23 protein-coding genes and 1 pseudogene are annotated in these 20,849 nt (G+C 41.0%); 9 read left to right on the forward strand and 15 right to left on the reverse strand.

From position 1 onward, the window contains the following. Positions 1-36: 36 nt before the first annotated feature. Entirely contained in the window at positions 37-591 is a 555-nt protein-coding gene (gene def, locus ACSR9O_RS01380) for a peptide deformylase (protein WP_101224532.1), read from the forward strand. A 49-nt stretch (positions 592-640) separates the two neighbouring features. Here def and ACSR9O_RS01385 read toward each other — a convergent pair whose 3' ends face one another. Then, the gene (locus tag ACSR9O_RS01385) at positions 641-1,408 is read right to left on the reverse strand and encodes a Cof-type HAD-IIB family hydrolase (RefSeq protein WP_232782991.1); all 768 of its coding nucleotides are present in this window, start codon (positions 1,406-1,408) and stop codon (positions 641-643) included. An 883-nt stretch (positions 1,409-2,291) separates the two neighbouring features. On the opposite strand from ACSR9O_RS01385, the gene ACSR9O_RS01390 reads away from it, so the two are divergent. Beyond that, positions 2,292-2,501, forward strand: a complete 210-nt coding sequence (locus ACSR9O_RS01390; RefSeq protein ID WP_034314070.1) for a DNA-dependent RNA polymerase subunit epsilon — start codon at positions 2,292-2,294, stop codon at positions 2,499-2,501. Positions 2,502-2,504: 3 nt separating this feature from the next. Next, a complete protein-coding gene (gene rnjA / locus ACSR9O_RS01395) occupies positions 2,505-4,175 on the forward strand; it encodes a ribonuclease J1 (protein WP_034314071.1) in 1,671 nt (556 codons plus the stop codon). 747 nt (positions 4,176-4,922) lie between these two features. On the opposite strand, the gene ACSR9O_RS01400 is transcribed toward rnjA, so the two are convergent. The 4 genes from ACSR9O_RS01400 to ccpC form a co-directional block, all read right to left on the reverse strand. After that, on the reverse strand, positions 4,923-5,585 hold the full coding sequence (locus tag ACSR9O_RS01400; RefSeq protein WP_284702805.1) for a potassium channel family protein: 663 nt from the start codon (positions 5,583-5,585) through the stop codon (positions 4,923-4,925). Between the two features lie 58 nt (positions 5,586-5,643). Then, a complete protein-coding gene (locus ACSR9O_RS01405) occupies positions 5,644-6,768 on the reverse strand; it encodes an N-acetyldiaminopimelate deacetylase (RefSeq protein WP_101224731.1) in 1,125 nt (374 codons plus the stop codon). Positions 6,769-6,843: 75 nt separating this feature from the next. Then, positions 6,844-7,554, reverse strand: coding sequence for a 2,3,4,5-tetrahydropyridine-2,6-dicarboxylate N-acetyltransferase (dapD, locus tag ACSR9O_RS01410; RefSeq protein ID WP_230177595.1), 711 nt, complete (start codon positions 7,552-7,554; stop codon positions 6,844-6,846). A 124-nt stretch (positions 7,555-7,678) separates the two neighbouring features. Continuing rightward, complete coding sequence (gene ccpC / locus ACSR9O_RS01415; protein WP_063231999.1) at positions 7,679-8,563, reverse strand: transcriptional regulator CcpC; 885 nt, start codon at positions 8,561-8,563, stop codon at positions 7,679-7,681. Between the two features lie 113 nt (positions 8,564-8,676). Here ccpC and ACSR9O_RS01420 point away from each other — a divergent pair, with 113 nt between their 5' ends. Then, the gene (locus tag ACSR9O_RS01420; RefSeq protein WP_491723808.1) at positions 8,677-9,414 is read left to right on the forward strand and encodes a sulfite exporter TauE/SafE family protein; all 738 of its coding nucleotides are present in this window, start codon (positions 8,677-8,679) and stop codon (positions 9,412-9,414) included. A gap of 40 nt (positions 9,415-9,454) precedes the next feature. Here the strand turns inward: ACSR9O_RS01420 and ACSR9O_RS01425 are convergent, their stop codons facing one another. The 4 genes from ACSR9O_RS01425 to ACSR9O_RS01440 form a co-directional block, all read right to left on the reverse strand. Further along, positions 9,455-10,969 carry an MDR family MFS transporter gene (locus ACSR9O_RS01425; RefSeq protein WP_230177598.1) on the reverse strand — a complete coding sequence of 505 codons (1,515 nt, stop codon included), beginning with the start codon at positions 10,967-10,969 and terminating at the stop codon, positions 9,455-9,457. 120 nt (positions 10,970-11,089) lie between these two features. After that, on the reverse strand, positions 11,090-11,530 hold the full coding sequence (gene cbpB, locus ACSR9O_RS01430; protein WP_101224526.1) for a cyclic-di-AMP-binding protein CbpB: 441 nt from the start codon (positions 11,528-11,530) through the stop codon (positions 11,090-11,092). Positions 11,531-11,652: 122 nt separating this feature from the next. After that, complete coding sequence (locus tag ACSR9O_RS01435; RefSeq protein WP_202190634.1) at positions 11,653-11,799, reverse strand: hypothetical protein; 147 nt, start codon at positions 11,797-11,799, stop codon at positions 11,653-11,655. 115 nt (positions 11,800-11,914) lie between these two features. Beyond that, complete coding sequence (locus ACSR9O_RS01440; protein WP_034314086.1) at positions 11,915-12,154, reverse strand: YkuJ family protein; 240 nt, start codon at positions 12,152-12,154, stop codon at positions 11,915-11,917. Positions 12,155-12,337: 183 nt separating this feature from the next. On the opposite strand from ACSR9O_RS01440, the gene ACSR9O_RS01445 reads away from it, so the two are divergent. After that, on the forward strand, positions 12,338-13,297 hold the full coding sequence (locus tag ACSR9O_RS01445) for an MBL fold metallo-hydrolase (RefSeq protein ID WP_260357016.1): 960 nt from the start codon (positions 12,338-12,340) through the stop codon (positions 13,295-13,297). Positions 13,298-13,389: 92 nt separating this feature from the next. Continuing rightward, positions 13,390-13,623, forward strand: coding sequence for a glutaredoxin family protein (locus ACSR9O_RS01450; protein ID WP_061462251.1), 234 nt, complete (start codon positions 13,390-13,392; stop codon positions 13,621-13,623). Positions 13,624-13,714: 91 nt separating this feature from the next. Here the strand turns inward: ACSR9O_RS01450 and ACSR9O_RS01455 are convergent, their stop codons facing one another. From ACSR9O_RS01455 to ACSR9O_RS01465, 3 genes are all read right to left on the reverse strand, one after another. Continuing rightward, positions 13,715-14,200, reverse strand: a complete 486-nt coding sequence (locus ACSR9O_RS01455; RefSeq protein WP_157831112.1) for a DUF3993 domain-containing protein — start codon at positions 14,198-14,200, stop codon at positions 13,715-13,717. A 182-nt stretch (positions 14,201-14,382) separates the two neighbouring features. Beyond that, on the reverse strand, positions 14,383-14,610 hold the full coding sequence (locus ACSR9O_RS01460) for a hypothetical protein (protein ID WP_101224523.1): 228 nt from the start codon (positions 14,608-14,610) through the stop codon (positions 14,383-14,385). A gap of 74 nt (positions 14,611-14,684) precedes the next feature. Then, a complete protein-coding gene (locus tag ACSR9O_RS01465) occupies positions 14,685-15,890 on the reverse strand; it encodes an EAL domain-containing protein (protein WP_101224522.1) in 1,206 nt (401 codons plus the stop codon). 443 nt (positions 15,891-16,333) lie between these two features. Here ACSR9O_RS01465 and ACSR9O_RS01470 point away from each other — a divergent pair. After that, positions 16,334-16,538 (forward strand): annotated as a pseudogene (locus ACSR9O_RS01470) (transposase); the annotation flags it as partial. On the opposite strand, the gene ACSR9O_RS01475 reads toward ACSR9O_RS01470, so the two are convergent. Next, positions 16,539-18,395: an SLC13 family permease gene (locus ACSR9O_RS01475; RefSeq protein WP_230177602.1), complete on the reverse strand. Its 1,857-nt coding sequence runs from the start codon at positions 18,393-18,395 to the stop codon at positions 16,539-16,541. A 163-nt stretch (positions 18,396-18,558) separates the two neighbouring features. Here ACSR9O_RS01475 and ACSR9O_RS01480 point away from each other — a divergent pair, with 163 nt between their 5' ends. Continuing rightward, on the forward strand, positions 18,559-19,422 hold the full coding sequence (locus ACSR9O_RS01480; protein ID WP_101224520.1) for a metallophosphoesterase: 864 nt from the start codon (positions 18,559-18,561) through the stop codon (positions 19,420-19,422). A 169-nt stretch (positions 19,423-19,591) separates the two neighbouring features. Here the strand turns inward: ACSR9O_RS01480 and crcB are convergent, their stop codons facing one another. Further along, entirely contained in the window at positions 19,592-19,954 is a 363-nt protein-coding gene (gene crcB / locus ACSR9O_RS01485) for a fluoride efflux transporter CrcB (protein WP_101224519.1), read from the reverse strand. After that, positions 19,951-20,331: a fluoride efflux transporter FluC gene (locus ACSR9O_RS01490; protein WP_101224518.1), complete on the reverse strand. Its 381-nt coding sequence runs from the start codon at positions 20,329-20,331 to the stop codon at positions 19,951-19,953. The genes crcB and ACSR9O_RS01490 overlap by 4 nt, the downstream gene beginning before the upstream one ends. Positions 20,332-20,493: 162 nt before the next feature. Here ACSR9O_RS01490 and ACSR9O_RS01495 point away from each other — a divergent pair, with 162 nt between their 5' ends. Further along, a complete protein-coding gene (locus ACSR9O_RS01495) occupies positions 20,494-20,805 on the forward strand; it encodes a hypothetical protein (protein ID WP_397315031.1) in 312 nt (103 codons plus the stop codon). The last annotated feature ends 44 nt before the right edge of the window (positions 20,806-20,849 follow it).

The raw sequence follows: 20,849 nt of genomic DNA on the forward strand, positions 1-20,849 counted from the left end.
ATACATATTATTAGAATTTTTATGGGGTGAGAGATTATGCTAACCATGGATGATTTTGTTAATGAAGACGACCCAATCTTAAGGCAAGTCGCGGTAGAGGTTCCGCTTCCGGCATCATTTGAAGATAAACAACTTTTAGCCAGCCTGATGGAATATGTCCAAAACAGCCAGAAGCCCGATATTGCTGCTATATATGGGTTAAGGGCAGGAATTGGCCTGGCTGCACCTCAAGTGAATGTTTCAAAAAGGATGATTGCAGTACATTTGAAAGAAAAAGATGATCAACTGTATAGCTATGCACTTTTCAACCCTAAACTCATTAGCCATTCAGTGGAAAAAGCATACTTGACATCCGGAGAAGGCTGCCTTTCCGTAAATCGTCCCGTTTCTGGCTACGTGCCACGTTATGCTCGAATAACGGTTGTGGGTACGGACCTGGAAGGAAAATCGGTTCAACTCCGCCTGAAAGGCATCGCAGCAATTTGTTTTCAACATGAAATCGACCACCTTAATGGAATCATGTTCTATGATCATATCAACCCGGAAGACCCTTATGCCATTCCGGAAAATTCCATTGCGGTGGAAAGGTAACGTAATAAGCAAAACCCCCGCCTGTTGGTGGACGGGGGTTTTGTTTTTTTTATATCAATTCAAGCTCCTTCAAACCAAAAAGTATGCCATCATCATCGACATCCTTCGTTACAAAGTCGGCCTCTTGCTTCACAAGTTGACCGGCATTCCCCATTGCCACGCCATATCCCGCTACTTTTAACATCTCTATATCATTTAAGCCATCTCCAAAAGCGTAAACATCCTCCAGAGCAAACCCGACTTTTTCCATTAATATTTTAATGCCTTCAGCTTTCGAACCCCCGAATGGAAGTACATCCGTCGAATACTCATGCCATCTAATGAAGTGAAAGTCATCATAATTCCCAACAAAGTTCCCTTCTTCATCTTCCGAGCAGAATAATAACGCTTGGTATATATCATGGTCCTCATAAAAATCTGCCACATGTTCAGGATGGGGAAACTTCAGGCTGCTTAATGCCTCTTCAATTCGGCTATGATGAGGAACACTCGATTTCATTGTCTCCTCATTCATGAAAACGATCGGGATTTCATTTTTTTCAGCATGTTCGTGGAGCCGTTTTATTTCAGGTATGCTCAAAGGGTTTTTATAAACGACTTTCCCTTCAAAAACAACATATTGTCCATTGAAACTTACGAATGTATCGATGCCAAGCTCTTCCCTTAAGGACTCGAACATGAAGGGAGCCCTTCCTGTGGCAATCGCTACAAAAACCCCGCTATCCTGCAGTTGCTTTATGGCTTTTTTTGTTGAAGCAGGTAACTTTTTTTCATGATCAAGCAATGTTCCGTCAATATCAAAGAATACGATTTTCACTAACGATTCACTTCCAATTCATTCATTTTTTCCTTTTTTAATATGTACCCATTTAATAATTGTCATCAAGATAAGTCAAGTAACTCTACCGTATCCAACTCAAAGTTACGTTTTTTATTCAGGAATGGGCATATACTATTCTTAATTAGAAACCAGCTAAGGCTTTCCAGATTACACTTCTCCCACCCTTCTTGCCTCTAAAATCCCAGTTGCTTGTTTGAATGAGCCTTTTTTTTCAAAAATGGGCCAAGTACCTGTAAAGACGTATTTACATTATTGAATAATCCTATACAATAATAACTAAGGGAGCGTGATCGCCATGTTAAAAAAGCTTCGTAAAAAGCTTGTTAAACAGTGGAATGATCTTTTAAGAAAAAAATCTATCGCATGATTTGCCACTCATTCCTGCCTTGGCCGTCATCCATATGCGAATTTTTTTCGGACAGCCCTTCAAAAACTTGCGGAGGGCTTCTTCCTTGTTGTAAAGTTCTTGTTAAGCATTCTTTCTTGGCTTTTATATGGTCAGGTGAATACATATTTCAATCAAAATATGAGTCGTTGTCTTTTCATGAAACGCTGTACACAGTGATACTATATTAATTTAGAAAGAAATCGTTTGCGAAAAAAAGATCAGATGATTTAAGTTTTACACATGGCAAAAACGGATAGGATATAAGATAGAGGAAGCTACAATCGGGTTGATACCAAATCTGCCATCTATTTTTTTATATACTTTTAGACATTGGTATATTTAATTCATCAAACCCCTTCCGTTTTTATGGCGGAGCTGGGTTTATTTTTACATGATGTTGAAAAACATGAAAAAATTGTTGTTTTTATATATAATGAAAAAAGCAATGCAAACAAGTGAGGAGAGATTAAAATGGTTTTTAAGGTATACTATCAAGTAACCATATCAGAGGTTCCCATCAGGGAGAATACTAAAACAATGTTTGTCGAAGGTGAATCCGTTCGTGACGTCCGTTTAAAACTAAAAAAAGAACCTTATAACGTAGAAATCGTACTACCCGTAACCGGAGCATATTTAGAATATGAAAAACAAAATGAAGATTACAAAGTATTGGAGCTATAATTTATGAAATTTGTAAAAAACGATCAAACAGCTGTATTCGCCCTGGGCGGTTTAGGCGAAATCGGTAAGAACACATATGCTGTTCAGTTTCAAGATGAAATCATCATCATTGATGCTGGAATTAAATTTCCTGAAGATGAACTTCTCGGTATTGACTATGTGATTCCAGATTACAGCTATTTAGAGAAAAATGTAGATAAAATTAAAGGTGTTTTCATTACCCATGGTCATGAAGACCATATTGGCGGGATTCCTTATTTACTTAGAAAAGTGAATGTCCCTGTATACGGCGGGAAGCTGGCACTTGGACTGCTTCGTAATAAATTGGAGGAACACGGCCTTTTACGTCAGACAACCATGATTGAAATCAGTGAAGATGAAGTGATCAAGTTCCGGAAGACGTCCGTTTCTTTCTTCCGCACAACTCACAGTATCCCTGATTCTTATGGGATCGTCGTTAAAACGCCACCTGGACAAATTGTCCATACTGGTGATTTTAAATTTGACTTCACACCAGTGGGCGAGCCTGCTAACCTGACCAAGATGGCGGAAATCGGTAAAGAAGGCGTATTGTGCTTACTCTCGGATAGCACAAATAGTGAAGTGCAGAACTTTACTATGTCCGAAAGCCGTGTCGGCGATACCATTCAAGACATTTTCCGTAAGGTTGACGGCCGGATCATTTTTGCAACGTTTGCATCGAACATCCATCGCCTTCAGCAAGTTGTGGAAGCAGCCGTGGCTAATGGACGTAAAATAGCCGTTTTTGGCCGGAGCATGGATTCAGCCATATCAATTGGACAAGATCTTGGTTATATCGTAGCGCCTAAAGATACATTTATTGATGTACAGCAATTGAATCGCATGCCTGCGAATAAAGTAACCATCCTTTGTACAGGCAGCCAAGGTGAACCAATGGCAGCGCTGTCGCGCATAGCGAATGGCACTCACCGCCAAATTCAAATCATCCCTGGTGATACTGTCGTATTTTCTTCTTCACCTATCCCAGGTAACACAATCAGTGTTTCCAGAACGATCAATCAATTATATCGTGCAGGAGCAGACGTCATTTCAGGTCCTTTGAATGACATTCATACATCGGGGCATGGAGGACAGCAGGAACAAAAGCTAATGCTTCGCCTGATAAAACCAAAATTCTTCATGCCAATCCATGGTGAATACCGTATGCAAAAACTTCATGCCCGCCATGCAGTCGATTGCGGAGTTCCGGAAGAAAATTGCTTTATCATGGATAATGGTGAAGTTCTTTCCTTAAGTGAAAACACAGCACAAATCGCTGGTAAAATCCCTTCAGGTTCGGTTTATATCGATGGAAGCGGCATCGGGGATATCGGTAATATCGTTCTCCGAGATCGTCGGATTCTTTCCGAGGAAGGTCTTGTCGTCGTTGTTGTCAGCATCAATATGAAGGAATTCAAAATCGCATCGGGTCCTGACATCATTTCACGCGGATTTGTTTATATGAGAGAATCAGGAGACCTGATCAGCGATGCTCAATCCTTGATCACCAAGCATCTAAATAAGGTGATGGATCGCAAAACTACACAATGGTCTGAAATCAAAAATGAAATTACAGACACTCTATCTCCATTCCTATATGAAAAAACTAAACGCCGTCCGATGATCCTACCAATCATCATGGAAGTGCAATAAATAATAGAAGCCCAGCCATCATTTGGCTGGGCTTTTTTTGTTTAGCTGTGTAAATATCGAACGTTGAATTCCACTACAGGCACTCGCTTTCCGCGGGCGGTCCGGGAGCCTTCTCGGCGTCTTAGCGCCTGTGGGGTCTCCCTTTGGCCGCGTATTCTCGCAGGAGTCTCGAACCCCCGCACCAATCAACTTTGTTTTAACAGTTAGATAGAACTCTTTTTGCCTACAGTCTTTTTTGTTTTAAAAAAACAGTATTAAAACTTGAGGTGATAAGGATGCTTGAATAGATTTTCTATCGCATCTTAATGGAAAGCTTCCGAAAGTAAACTGATAAGAAGCATGTATTTGTTGATTCCACACTGTGGAAAGCAGTGCCGGAAACACGAGCCTATCAGTACGCCTTCAAGAAGAAATAAACCAAAATAGAGAGTATAAATCATCCAAACCCATTTGTACGACTTGTTCACTTTTATCACAGTGTACAGAAAGTAAAGATCATTATGTCGATGTAAAATCTATATATGCGAAACGCAAAGAAACAATATTGCGTGTAATTGCAGATGTAAAAGAAAAGAATGGTTTTCGTAGGACTACTTAAGGGAATTAAAAAATGTCGATGCAGGCTATTTCTCTATAACTACTTCAAATCCAATTTAAAAAACAAAAAAGGTTTCGGAATGAGACCATTCCGAAACCTTTTTGTTTTCCTTTGATAAAAGCGCTGCTCGATTTTAGCAGGACGCTTGCTTATTCCACAATTTTTTTTTCAAAGCGATTGATGTCCGAATCCGCGCCGATGACGATCAATATATCACCCTTATGAATTAAATCGCTCGCCTGCGGGGAGACATTTATTTCGTTCCCTCTTTTGATCGCGACGATATTCAGCCCATAGTGAGCACGGATATCAAGGTCAAATATCGAGTTTCCATTCATCTTTTGGCTGGCAACAATTTCGACGATGGAGTGTTCATCAGAAAGCTCCAAATAATCGAGAATATTATTGGAGACGATATTATGGGCAATCCTTCTTCCCATATCTCGTTCGGGATGCACGACAAAATCGGCCCCGATTTTTCGGAGAACCTTCTCATGATAATCATTTTGCGCTTTAACCGTTACATTTCCGACACCCAATTCCTTAAGCATGAGGGTCGTCAATATACTAGCTTGAATATTCTCGCCAATCGCTACAATGACGTGATCAAAATTACGAATACCTATGTTTCTCAGCACATTTTCATCCGTAGTATCCCCTACAACGGCATGTGAAGCTATCCTGGCAAATTCATTCACTCGATCTTCGTCAGCATCGATGGCCAGAACCCCTAATCCTTCTTCAGCTAATGTCCTGACTATGCTGCCTCCAAAACGGCCAAGTCCAATCACCGCAAATTCTTTTTTCACAATAAGCCCTCCAACGTGATTCGTTCTCTCTTTAGAGCATGTTCTGTACTGAAAAGCATTTTTACGCTTCGCTTCCTTTAAACGTTATATATTCCGTCAAGTGATTGATCGCGAGTTCAATCGCTTTTTCATCAGGACTTAACTTGGCGTGGTGCAATCCGTATTCCGATGAAACCCCCAGCCAGAACATGAATCCTGGAATCTCCTTTAACATATATCCAAAATCTTCACCGGTCATCGCTTCAGTACAACAATGCAAATGGACAGCGTTTGACTTCTCTGTAAATTCCATGAATTCCCTGGTCAACCGTTCTTCATTATATACCTGGTGATACATCGCTCCATAGTCGATATCAGCCAAGCACTCATATCCCACTTGTATACCATCCACAAGCGCTTTTATTCTTGACTTGACCTTTACCATCGATTCGGGGTTAAGGGTGCGTATTGTGCCTTCTAACCGTGCTGTCTCCGCAATAATGTTTTGAACGGTGCCTCCAGTAATCTTCCCAACTGTAATGACAGCTGAATCAAGTGGATTGACATTCCTTGAAACGATTGTTTGCAGCTGCCCTACAAGCGAGCAGGCCGCAATGACCATGTCATTTGTTTCATGCGGATAGGCTGCATGCCCCCCTTTCCCCCTCAAATCGATGAATAATTCAGATGTATTGGCAAATAGAAGCCCTTCTTTTACGGCAATCGTACCAACTGGATACTCTGGAGCAATATGTAAAGCAAGGATCATGTCCGGCTTCCATTTTTTCATGGTTTCCGATTTAAGCATTGGTTCAGCTCCTCCAGGCCCCTCTTCTGCAGGCTGGAAAATGAATAGCAAGTCATCATCAATCGGATTTTCAGTGAAATATGTCAATAACCCCAAACCTATGCTCATATGAAAATCATGACCGCAGGCATGCATATATTCCTCGTGGTTGGATGTGAACGGCAATCCGGTTTCCTCTTTTATCGGCAGACCGTCAATATCAGCCCGGTAGCCAATAGTTTTTCGCGGATTCCTTCCCTTCACTTTCACGAATATCCCAGTCCGCCAAGTTTCGATTTCCATTCGCTCCTGGGCAAGGTTCGTTATGTAATTCAGTAGGTATTGCTGCGTCTTGAATTCCTTGAATCCTATCTCCGGTATTTGATGCAAATCACGCCGGATCTCGGCAAAAGGATTTATTTTCACGTTATTCCCTCCCTATACAGAAAGCGTGGATATAGTTATCCACGCTTCAGGCAATATTCACTAAAGAAATTAAAGTTGACGAAGTTCTTGCATGATTTCTGTTTTTGATTTTGTTTTTTCGTCAATTTGTTTAATGACCCTCGCCGGGATACCAGCAGCCACGGAATATGGAGGAACGTCTTTCGTTACAACTGCACCAGCAGCCACAACGGAACCTTCACCGATTTTGACACCTTCCAGTACGACCGCATTGGCTCCGATTAACACATCATCTTCCAAAATGACCGGTTGTGCGGAAGGCGGCTCGATCACACCTGCTAAAACGGCACCTGCACCTACGTGACAGTTTTTGCCCACTGTTGCACGTCCGCCCAGTATTGCGTTCATGTCGATCATTGTACCTTCACCGATAACAGAACCAATATTGATTGATGCACCCATCATGATGACTGCGTTGTCTCCAATGGATACTTGGTCACGGATTATTGCACCAGGCTCGATACGGGCTTTGATGCCTTTTAGGTCCAATAAAGGAATGGCAGAGTTACGACGATCATTTTCAACTACATAATCCTCGATTTTTGTTCCTGCTGCCTTGATTGCTTCTTCGACTTCAGACCACTCACCGAATACAACCCCTGTATTTCCTGTAATGAAAGTTTTAGAAGCTGGACCAAAATCCATGCCTTCTAAATCGCCTTTCACATATACCTTTACAGGTGTAGATTTTTTACTATTTGAGATAAAAGAAATAATTTCGTGTGCATCCATTTTATTCATTCCGGGTAAACCTCCTAAATATGTATCATTACTCGTTTTAAATTTACCAGACAACAGCCGGCAAGACAAGTTGAATGTCACTCTTATATATTATTCTGCCCTATTGACATTTTCGTAGGCGGACCTATAACATTCCTTGGTCACGAATATGCTCTTTCACCACTTCCGTGAATGCCTGGACTTGCTTTAACTGAAAGGCAGATTCATAACCGCAAAGCCATGTATCACGTTCGATTGAGTGGTTATGCCCATCCAGTAGAGGGATTTTAAAAACATTCGTATCTTTATCATGTAAAGTGATGGCTGGCAGGATTGCATATCCTATACCATTAAACACCATTTGTTTGCATGTTTCGATTTGATCCACGACTATGGTGTTTTTTGGTGTCGTTTTAAATTGCCGATGCCACCAGTCCTGGATTTCCTGGTAATAATTCGAATCGCTTTTAAACTGAATGAATGGCCGGTCCGTTTCGAACACTTGATTCAGTTCCTTCATTTCAGTATCCACCAAATAAAGCATATCCGTGAATAAATGCTGTTTTACCCCTTTCCAATCCGGGGCTCCCCTTATGATGCCAATATGCACTTGCCCTTCATACAAAGACTTTAAAATCTCACTGCTCCAGCCAGTGATCAAGGAAATTTTGGCATACGGGTATTTTTGGACGAACTTTTTCAATACTTGCGGCAGCCAATTTTGACCGACAATCGAGGCGCAGGCTATCTTCAAGGTCCCATATACTTCATGGTCCATAGCTTGGATACTTTCCCTGACCTTTTCTTCTTTTTCTATGACTTCATTGGCCAAACGAATTACCGCTTCGCCTGCTGGCGTCAGTGACAGCCCTTTTTGTGAACGCAAAAACAGTTTCGAGCCCCAATCCTTTTCTATTGATTGTAAACGCTGAGATAAAGCAGGCTGGGAAACGAACAGCCGCTCAGCCGCTTTTCTCATATTCATTTCCTGAGCAAGCACGGATAATAAATGAAATTCTGAAAATGACATACACACCAACCTCTTGATAATCAAATCTTATCATGATGAATTAATTTATTTAAATTTTATTATCAACAAAGTCGGCTTATAATACAAGTGAAAAGAAACGGAGTGGATATCCTTTGACGATCATTTTATTGCTTGTCATCAGTTTTGCAGCATCCTTTGTCGGCACATTGGCCGGGAGCGGCGGTCTTATCGGCATGCCATCCCTTTTGTTGATAGGTTTACCCATCCACCAGGTTATTGGTTCAGTCAAGTTTTCCAATAAGTTTTCTTCTTTTTCCAGTTTTTATATTTTATTCAAGAAGAAACAGTTAAAACTGAAGGATGGCCTCCAGTTAATCCCATTTGCCCTTTTCGGTGGCTTCTGTGGCGGGCTGCTTGCTAATTCATTCTCTGAAAAGGCGATGAATCTATTGGCCATCTGTCTTTTGACTGTCGCTTTGATCATGAATTTCATAAAAAAACCGAAACCTTCCGGTGAAGCGGATTGGCATCTCCCAAAAAAGGTTTACCCATCCCTATTCGGAATCAGTGTTTATGACGGTATGTTCGGACCGGGACAGGCAACCATGCTCATGTATACCTTTTTAAGAAATGGGGCCACCTACCTTCAATCCCTGGCTTTTACTAGATTCCAAACTTTCATTAGCTGTACAGCTGCATTCATCACCTATTTCCTTGCCGGTAACATTGCCTGGGAGATCGCCATTTATTACACGATAGGTTCCCTGATCGGATCACAGCTGGCCCTGCGGGTGGCTCAAAAAATCTCCACTCGACAATTGAAATTCATTTTACATTCGGTCACGATTGCATTATTGATTCAATTGATCATCAGAGTCGCGTTTCCTTAAAAAAAGGCAAACTCCATTTAAAGAGTCTGCCTTTTTTTTCCTATGCCTTCTTATTTTTTCTTAATCTCGTAAGTAACAGGAAGCTGATTATAGAGAAGACTAGAACAATGAGATAAATCGTCTGCAGTGACAATGTAAGTCCTTCCTGTAAAACCTTCACCACATTTTCAGGAAGCGACATGCGTTCTTCACTGTTCAACAGTTGGTTAGCCGTATTTATCGTCACTCCCGAGCCGGAAGGCGCATGCTCGTTCAAATAAGCTTGAAGTCTCATATTCATGATTCCTCCAAGCAATGCGGCACCTACCGTATTACCTAAATTACGCATAAACATATTGGAAGCTGTCGCAATGCCCCTGCGTTCCCAGCTAACTGTTTTTTGAATGACGACAATGAATGAGGTAGAAGTCAACCCCATGCCTACACCGACAAAGAATGATCCCATGGCAGCAATCAGTGGCCCGGCCTCCGGCTTCATCCATACTAGGATCAAACTCCCAAGGACCAATGAGCACCCTCCAAGGAGGGAGGTTGATTTGAATCCTATTTTCATCAATAACCTGCCTGAGATCATTGATGCGATCGGCCAGCCAATCGACATGGCTGTCAATGTAAAACCAGCTACCGTGGGTGAGCGCTCCATCACGCCCTGAACGAATGTCGGGAGGAAACTTGATAATCCAATCATCATCACCCCTGTCGTCAGGGATACAAGGTTCGCAATCAGAATCGAACGCTCCTGCCAAATTTCAAATGGCATCATCGGTTCGGCCGCTTTCTTTTCCTGAAGGATGAATAAGATGAAGGTGATGATGGCCACTAATGCCAAGGAAATGACCGGAGCTGAAGCCCATGACCATTTCACTCCTCCTTCTACGAGTATCACCATGAGAGTGGATATGGATAACGTCAATAGCGCTGCACCCAGGTAATCGATATCACGTTTTTTCTTTTCGATTTTTTCATGAAGGAAAAGCCAAATCCCAATAAAAGATAATAAGCCCAAAGGAACATTAACCCAAAAGACAAGCTTCCATGTCAGGGATTCAACGAGCACCCCGCCCAAAGCGGGTCCCATGACCGCTGAAATGCCCCAAACGCTCGATAGATACCCTTGAACGCGGGCCCTCTCTTCATTTTTATAAATATCACCAACAATCGTCGAAGCTACAGGAGCTACAGCTCCCGCCCCGAATCCTTGTACAAAGCGATAAATGATGAGTTCCGTCATGGAATCGGCAAAGCCGCAAAGAATGGAGCCAATTAAAAAGACAACGATTCCAAACAATAAGACAGGTTTTCTTCCGAGAATATCCGATAGCTTACCATAAATCAAGACTGTTACGGCGTTCATTAGCAAATAACTTGAAAACACCCAGCTGTAAAGTGAAAAACCACCTAAATCACTTACAATGGCTGGCATAGCCGTCGAAACGATCGTTCCTTCAATAGCATTCATAAACATAGCCAACATGATGGCAGCTAGTATGAAGGGACGTTTCAATTTTTTATTCTGCACTTTTGCACTATCCACTGCTTGGCCCAATTCCCGCATCCCCCCCTTAGACCTTAATTGTTTTTATAGACTTTACCACTAGCTGGGTAGAATATGTAAAAAAACAAGAAAACTCGCCAACTGGCGAGTCTTGAGGTTAACCATCATTTTATGCCTTGCTTATTTATCAGGTGTATTTTGTTTAAATACCTTTTTCAAGATTGCCCTTCTCGTTAAGATACCTTCAAATACATGTTCGTCATTCTCTACACAGACAAACGGATGATCAATCAACAATTCCACACCCTTGGTCAATGTATCTTCAATATGCAGGCGAGGTATTTCTATATTCATTATTTCGGAAACTTTTTTATTCTCAAGATTATCAAATTCAATTCGCTCCAGTCCCAAGATTGAATCAAGAATGACTGGTGTGCTAATTAAACCATGCAGTTTATACATCGGATCTAACACAGGAATGGCCGTATAACCGCTCTTTGTTAATACCAATAGTGCATGTTCTAAATTATTGGTTACCTGCACGTGGGCCACGCGTTCAGAAGAAATCATTAAGTCTTTAACGCTGGTTTCCAATAAATCCCCATCATGAGTACCGATCATGTTAAAACCCCTTACCATATGTTTTTATATACAGCTCTTTCTATAGTTTAACATATGTAAGCGGAAAAGGCTCATTCCTAGACCAATAAAATCCCAATCGGCGGGATTTCCGCAATAGACCCTTAGCCCTTACTAGTTTTGATGTTAACCTGTTTAAAACCGCATTCCGGGCATTGGTAAATCACATTTTGGTTGGATTGTGCGGTTAATACATTTTCCATTTCCCTTTCCTCACCGCATGCCGGGCATATTACCATTGGATTTTTCATTTACATCCCTCCAATTAATAAGATGTCGTAAAAATCACTACTTCATTCAAGTAAAAATTGACCGGTTCAAAATAAAAAAGCCGCTTCCAATGGAAGGCGGCTTTTTGTGATTTTTTTAAGATTGAAGAAGATCAAAGATTTCAATGGTAATCATATCAATATTATCGAATTGATATTTAGATGATTTCCCTTTATCACTGTATACTTCAAGCTCGAACATTTCTGTTTTGCTGAAATATGTAACCTGGCACTTTTTCACACCATCTATTTCAAAAAAACGTTGAGCAGATTCAGATTCCTTCGCTTGCTCTTGAAGACTTTTCAATCTGGTAAGGATGCCCTGTAATTGAGACATACTCCCTCTCCTTTCTGAATAAAACCTTTTCGATAGGTTTCACTATACCATACTTTTCTATCCAGTAGCCACGCTGAAATAAATTCAGAATAATTTAAAACTTCATTCTTTACATGGCACTATTAACAGAATAAAATAAGGAATGGATTTTGTACATGAAAAATTTTCTGGGGGTAGATTCAGTTGCAAAACATTAGTGAGCTTGGATATCGCATTTCATTGATTGATGGTTTTGATTTGGATAGAAGAAATCGTACAGGAACATATGTAATTGCCGATGAAGACATCACCTTAGTCGAAACTTCTGCCAGCCCTTCCATCCCCCACTTAATGAAGGGGCTCGAACATTTGGGAATCGCCCTCGAAGATATTACATATATCATTCTTACCCATATTCATTTGGACCATGCAGGCGGAGCTGGACTTTTTTTACAACATTGTCCGAATGCGAAAGTGATCGTCCACCCAAAAGGCGCACGGCATCTAGAAGATCCAACACGCTTGATCGCTGGGGCTAAAGCGGTCTATGGTGAAGAATTCAACAACCTTTTCAATCCGATATTACCTATTCCAATAGATAGAATCCTGACTAAACATGATAAGGAATCGCTAAAAACAAGTGAAAATTCCAAGTTGACCTTTTATGACACGCCAGGACACGCTAACCATCATTTAAGCATTTTCGATTCAGTTTCAAAAGGGATGTTTTCAGGTGACACCGTAGGCATCTATTATCGTGAACTCGATGAAGAAGGTTTGGAATTTTACTTACCGTCCACATCGCCAAACCAATTTAATCCCGATGCGATGCTTGCTGCAGCGGAATTGTATGAAAGCATCGGCGTCGAACGTATATATTTTGGTCATTACGGGGTATCGGAAAATCCTAATGAAGTCTATAAACAACTTCATTACTGGCTGCCTAAATTCGTGGAGACTGCCAAATCGGCATATAGGGAATATGCTGGCTTCGAGGAACAAGTGGCAGCTACCAGTAAAAATATTTTCACGAAGGTCGCTGTTCATTTAAGCGAAAAGGGAATCACCGCTGATCATCCTGTTTTTGATATCATTGCCATGGACCTTAACGTTTGTTCCATGGGATTGATAGACTACCTGATAAAACAGGATAAAGATCGGTAGAATGGTCCTTAAGGTTTTTTCCTATTCAAATGTCTTGGCATTCTCTATAATGAAAAAGTAAACCTTACCTAAAGCATACATGGAGGAATGAAATGAAAGATGTTACGCTCTATACCCAACCTGATTGCCCTCCCTGCAAAATCATGAAAATGTTCTTTGATGATAATAATGTCGTATACAAAGAAAAAGATATTAAAGCGGATGGACATGCACGAAAAGAACTAACGAATAAATATGGCGCCTATTCCACTCCGACGGTCGTCATCGATGGGAAAGCCATTATTGGTTTTGAATTGGACGAAATAAAGAAAGAACTGAATATATAACAAAAAGTCCAGGGAAGGCTGTAACCTTCCTTGGACTTTTTCATTTCAGCCTCTATACTTTTCAGCTTTGAAGGACTTTCCTCTAAATCCCTTATTCCATTTTTTCACTTCCATACTTTACGTCCATTATCTTCCAAACCCCATTTTCCTTTTTCAAAGTAACTGATTCAACATGTTTTTCCATCGATACAGGTCCGTCCCCTGTGTCCTGGAATTCCTCCTGAACATAAATGAAGTCACCGTTTTTCCCATATATAATTTCCGTATTTTTGTCGTAGCTGAAAAATGGGATATAATATGGTGCGAAATCTGATCCAAATGCGGTATAACCGCCATCGACTTTCACTACATTCGCTTGGACGAACTTCTCGATGAAGTCATCTGTGAAATGTTTATCCAACTTCCCTTCAATCGCTTCCTTAGTACGTACTTCCTCACTGATCGAGCCTTGATTCTCCATGGCATCCTGTACTAAGGATAATACTTCCTCTCTATGTAAGCCCTCCGCTGAAGCAGTGAACCCTCCACTTAAAAATAAAAGGACGCTGGCAAGACATGCAACTAAATATTTACTCATTACAATCATCTCCTAATTATAGAATTTCTCCTAATGATTCGGATTTTTGCCCATGTCTTTCAATACCCGTCAAGATCAAAGCCAAACTACAAAAATTAATTTCTCCGTTAGACTTTGAAACCATTGCCCATTCTTCACAATAAAAAAGAAGATTTCATGATATTGAAATCTTCTTCTTACACCTATCGAAAAGCATAGTAAAAAATAAAACCGGCAACCAAAATCGTCCCAACTAAAAGAGAAACTAATATCGGGTTCTTTAAATAAGGATGTTCTTTAACTGTATCATCGATAGTCGAATCATATCTGGCTTTCACTTTCTGTGCCCTTGCCACAGAATAAGTATAAAAGAGCAGATATAACGCCATGACTGTAACGATTATGATTAGAATCCAGATGTACGTGCTCAAAATATGTCTCCTCCAAGCGCATCATTTCTGCTTATCGTTACACATTTAAAGCGATTATATTCATGAATCGTTTTTTATAACAATGCTTCATTTTCATATAAATAACTATAAGAAAGATCACAGAAAATGTATTCCTTATTATTCAGGGGATATGAAAAGGTCCGAATGGTTTCTCCCGTTTCGATATCACTGTATAAATCGGATAGTATTCCTGTTTTCCGATTACGCATCTTTACGATATTTTCGAGAAAGTAAGGTCTCCAGCTCCAATTTTTATTCATATAGCTCGGTTGGACTAACCATTGCCCTTCCTTATGGAGGATATTGGGAGATTTTTGATACCCTTCTTCATCACAAATATAAAGCCGGAAACATACGGAATCCAACTTTTTCGCCAAAACTCCGAGAAACTCTTCATGGGAGCCGGCCCGTTTATGCTGCTTTAGGAAGTTTTGCATATTCTCGTTGAATTGCAAAGTCTTTTGATAAACGGCTTCAAGCTTCTTGGTCTCTAAAGAAATGAAAGACTGACATTCTTGATGGAATTTTTCACGAAGTAAATCTTTATTAATGAACTCGCCTTCCGGTTTCGCCAAAAAATACCCTTGATAATATCGTCCCCCATTCTTCCATGCAAAGCGAAGCTGGTATTCGGACTCAATGTTTTCAAATAGTAAATTGGCGCCGATTTTTCGTGCAAGCATGCTTAGAGAAAACAGGATGACCTGATAGGCATCTCCACCTGAAATGCGAAGCTGGTCCAGGTTAACTTTTAAAATATTCGGAGAAATCTGTGCGATTCGGTCCAATTGCGTATCTTCCCCTAAATGATCTAAAGCTATCTTAATCCCATATGTTTTAAAGTAAGCAAGCACATGCTGCAAAGGATCTAAGTTTTCCGGACTGATCGTGTCTGATAATTCCAGCACGATCCGGTGCATTTCCTCCGGTTGAAAATGACGATGTAATATCTCCATGAATTCTTCGCCATGATCCAGCATAAGCAAATTAGGATCTCTGTTGATAAAGATAAGAAAATCTTCACCATAGTCTTTTATTCTCTCCAAGGCAATTTCAAGTACGTAATTATCCACTTCCACCCTATACTCTTCCGGCACTGCAGAATCGTGAAAAAAAGGGCCAAGGCTTTTATATTCCGCCTGTTCCTCATAGCGCCCTAGAATTTCATACCCGATTACCTGATGTTGATCTGCACTGAAAATCGGTTGAAAGAATGGTGTCACCTTGTCTAAATTCTTTAATATCTTTTCTGTATCCATGATGCATCTTCCCCCTAATTACGAAAACACCAATATGCCAAAATTATACCATTAGTTTCCGGCATTGATAATAAATAATTTTAATTCCTACTGAACAACTCTTTTTTCAGAACATTAAAATACCCGTTCATCCTATCGTTTTGAAAAGAAATACTTTGAAAAGGCATTGTCCATAAATGGAACAATGCCTACCGTTTTTTATGGTTTGTACATTGAACGCCGATTTCCTCTCCAGGCACTCGCTTTCCGCGGGCGGTCCGGGAGCCCTCCTCGGCGTCTTTGCGCCTGTGGGGTCTCCCCTGGCCTCGCTTTTCCCGCAGGAGTCTCGTACCTTCCGTTCCAATCAACTTTGTTTAACTTGTAGATAGAACCCTTTGCCTAAAGTCTTCATGGTTTTAAATAGAATTAATAAAACTTGATGTGATGAGGATGCATATCTGTGTCATCATCAAGATATAAAACCTATATATGCTAACGTAAAGAAACGATTGAGCTTGTATCCGCAGATGCAAAAGAAAAGCATGGTATGCATTGAATACTTTAAGGGGACTTAAAAAATTGTCGATTGCTGCGATGCTTACTTTCGCTGCGATTAATTCAAAGAAACCGAAGGCATTGTCCATATATGGAACAATGCCTTCAGTCTGATCAAAAAGGGAAGAACCACGGAATTGTGATCACCATGATAACACCAATGAAGATCTGTATGGATATCCCGATCATGATAAAATCTTTATGCTTGTAATCACCCGCCGTCATGACAAGCGCGTTGGTAGTGGCAACCCTTGGAGTGGATAACGCCAAACTTCCAGCAACGGCAAGGCATAGAAACACAGGAAGCGGATCGATTCCTTGATTCACCGCAGATGTCAGGGCAATGGGCGTCATGATTACTGTCGCGGCTCCATATGGGATGAATTGGCTCAGTATCAGTGTCAGGAGGTAAAAGACCGCCAATATGCCGTGTGCCCCGATATTACTGAATAAAACGGCCAGCCAATCACTTATCATTCTCACTCCACCCGTATTATCCAAAGCAGCCGTTATTCCGAACATGGCAGCAATCAAGAGAACAGGTTCCCAGTTAATCTTTTGGTATGCATCCTCCATCGAACGGACACAGCCAGTGATCACCATCAACAATGCTGCAGTCAGTACCGATAATACAGCAGGGACGGACTCCATCGATAAAAGAATGACCATCAATGCAGTGATTCCCAAAGCGATCCATGCTTTCCCCCTGGAGTTGACCGGAGAGCCATCTTCTGAAGTACTTCCAATAACGATGACATCCTGTAAATCCGAGGAAATCCTCTCAATGTTCTCCCATTCTCCATGTATCAGGATTGCATCTCCCGGTTTCAAGCGTTCCGTTCCGACATCCGCTTGAATATATTCGCCATTCCGATTGATTGCCAGCACATTACATTGGTATTTCTCGCGAAAATGCACATCTATCAAGGTTTGATTTTCATAATCCGAATTCGGGACGATCAATATTTCTGTCAATCCAAATCTACTGCTAAGAAAATGTTTCTTTATTTGTTCTGTATTGAAATGTTTAAACTCCAGTTCATAGTTAAGTGCCAACCTCTCGACTGCTTCTTCTTCTCCAAACACCAAAATGACATCTTCAGGATGAAGAACTTCATCCGCCCTGGCTGAAATCGTCAGCTGTCTTTGCAGCAGCGGCAATTGTTTGTCCTTTGGCTTCCGCTGGATTTCAATCAAAGTCAATTCATACTGAATAGGAAGCTGGAGGTCTGACAGCCTTTCTCCAACAATATCGGAAGTAGCGGGTATGTGCAGATAATGCAATCGGTCATACACTTTGTACATGCCGGCAAGCTCCCCTGCAGACAGTCCCTTGACACTGTTATTCGCGGCAATCGTTTTCTCGGGAAGCAACAGGCGCCCGAGTGTCAACATGAAGAATAACCCTGCTGCAAAGGCGATTAAGCCAACAGGTGTAAAGTCGAAAAATTCTAAAGTCCCTATTCCGTTTTGCCGTAATACATCAGCGACGATCATATTGGAGGGAGTACCGGTAAGTGTTAATAGCCCCCCAATACTGCTTGCATAGGCAAGGGGCAATAAATACCTTGTCGGACTTGTTTTTTGTTGTAAGGCCATGCTCATAACGAGCGGAAGCAGTATGGAAACAATTCCTGTTCCGCTTAGAAATGCACTTAATATTCCTGCAGTCAGCATGACGATAAGCAGCGATTTCCATTCACTGCCCCCACATAAACCTAACAACTTATTTCCTGCCTTTTCCACGATTCCTGAATTTAACAGGCCGGCACCGACGATAAATAGCCCAGCCAGCATGATGACCACTTGATTCGCAAACCCGGCCACCAGTTCATCCAATGTAAGAATCCCCAATAAACCCAGTATGGAAAGTGCGCTAAGTGCAATTAAATCAGCTCGAAATTTTCCTTGTATAAAAAGCGCAATCGCGCATAGAAGTATAATCAGTGTAATAAACATTGGTTCGGTCATCATGTTACCTCCGTATAGATGTTCAATTTCAAACCGGATACGGTTTCATCAAACCCCAGTTTACATGTTTTTCATAGGCTTATAGAAGATATTTTCTTCAATTTATGTATATTGTTTGTTAGTATGAGGAAGTAACATTTTTATATTAGATAGGTTGATTAATTTGAATAAACCCATATCAAGAAGAACATTCTTAAAGAAAAGTCTTGGTACATTGGCTACCATAACCGGTTTAGGTATTGGCGGAAACTATTATGCCCATAATTTGGAGCCGAAATGGTTAGAAATCAAGCACAAAATCATCAGACACCCGCTTATCCCAAAAAGTTTTCATGGCATGAAAATGGTCCAATTCAGTGATACGCATTTAGGCTTTCAATTTCAGCTTAAAGATTTACAAGCAATTGTCAATAAGATAAATCAACTGGACCCTGATGTTATTTTTTTTACCGGAGATTTAATGGACCAGCCTAATAAATACAAGGCTCACCAGAAAATCCCTCTCGTTTTGAATCAGCTCAAAGCGCCGCTTGGAAAGTTCAGCATCTATGGTAACCATGATCATGGGGGATATGGCTCAGAAATTTACAGTGATATCATGGAAAAATCCCATTTTACCATGTTGCAGAATACCTCAGCTAAGATAACCTTATTAACGGCTGAAGAAATAATCATTGCCGGGGTTGATGATGCCATGCTAGGAAAGCCGGATTTTGAAAAAGCCCTTTCCGGCATCCCGGAAGAAGTGTTCACCATTATGCTTTCACATGCCCCTGATCTTGCCGACATATCAAGGACTTACGACATCCAATATCAAATAAGCGGTCACAGTCACGGAGGCCAAGTACAAATTCCGTTTGCCGGTGCCCTTGTAACTCCTCCATACGCTGAAAAGTACCGGGAAGGCACATATGAAATCGATTCATTAACGTTACATGTTAATAGAGGGCTTGGCACTACCCGTCTCCCCTATCGTTTTCTTTCACGTCCGGAGTTGACTGTTTACGAATTACAAGCCGAAAAATGATAGAAAACGAAAACAGGGGAAAACCGCCAGACTTATTAACAAAACCTGTGCGGATAAAACAACTTGTTGCCATGTATCATTTATAATGGACTCCTATGAATTATAGCATTAGAAGTATATCGAGAAAACCAGGTCTTTTTTACCAGAATCAACGGTAATGCCATAAAGGTTATACCATACTTAAATAGCCACACAGGAAAGTGCCGATACACCCTAAAACAGACACCGTTATATAGATAAGGCTATCTATATAACGGTGTTTTCTAATAAGTTCAAGCGTTTCCATACTGAATGTCGAAAAGGTCGTAAAAGCACCCAGAAAACCTATCGTCAGAAAAACCTGCAAAGATAAAGCCCAGCTCTCTTTTTGCGGAAACACCAATCCCAGCCCGAAGGAACCTAAAAGGTTAATCAGTAAAATGCTAATGGGTATAGAGACCGCTGGCAAAAGCCTATTAAAAATAATCTGCAAGACATATCGGGAGGCCGCCCCAAAAAAACCTCCTATAAAAACAGAAAGAAACTCAATCAAAGCGAGTCACCTCTTTGTCTATTAAAAAGGCCCAGTCCGAGGAAACCAGCGACCAAACCAAATAAAAGCGTAGCTCCAAGATACAGTCCCGCCAATGGCAGAGAAGTCTGCAGTAGATTAACCACTTCTTGGGAAAATGTGGACATCGTGGTGAAGCCGCCGCAAAACCCGCTGCCCAGCACTAAAAAAACAAGCGACTTCTTTTTCGCGGCGAAATAGCCATTGATCATTCCAAGCAAAAAGCTGCCTACTATATTTATCAATAGGGTTCCAAACGGGAAGAAGGAATGGCCAGCAGTCAAGATTACGCAATAACGCAATATTGCTCCTGCCGCTCCTCCAAAACCGACTGCAAAGATGCTTTTTAATCGATCCATTTAGGTCCCCCCGAATTTTTCTCATAAGTAGACTCATTATAACAGATTAAGATGAAACAGGCTCTTTTCTAAAAAAAAACCATACTATGTAAAGAATTTGAGAAAAGGAGGCTAATTATGCAAACACAGTATTTTCCTTACTACCACTATCCACAGACCATGATGCTACAGAACGAATACAGAAATTCATATGGGAATGAATATGGACCTGAATATTGGAATGACGAGCGCTTCTTTCCTTTCTTTCCTCTATTGGCGCCTGTAGCTTTTGTTGCAGGATTGGCAATTGGACCGTTGCTATTCAATAACCGTCCACCTGTCTATCCTCCATATCCTCCTCCATACCCGCCCGCTTACCCTCCTTACCCTGCTTATCCAGCTTATCCTGCTTATCAAGGCTTTCAGGGTTACCAGCAACAACAATTCGGCGCACAGGCTGGGGTATCCGAAAATATCAATATATACACTCAATAAGGATTGCACAGAAGGCGACATTGAACGCCTTCTTTTTCTTGGAC

This window comes from Peribacillus sp. B65 (genome assembly GCF_058513295.1).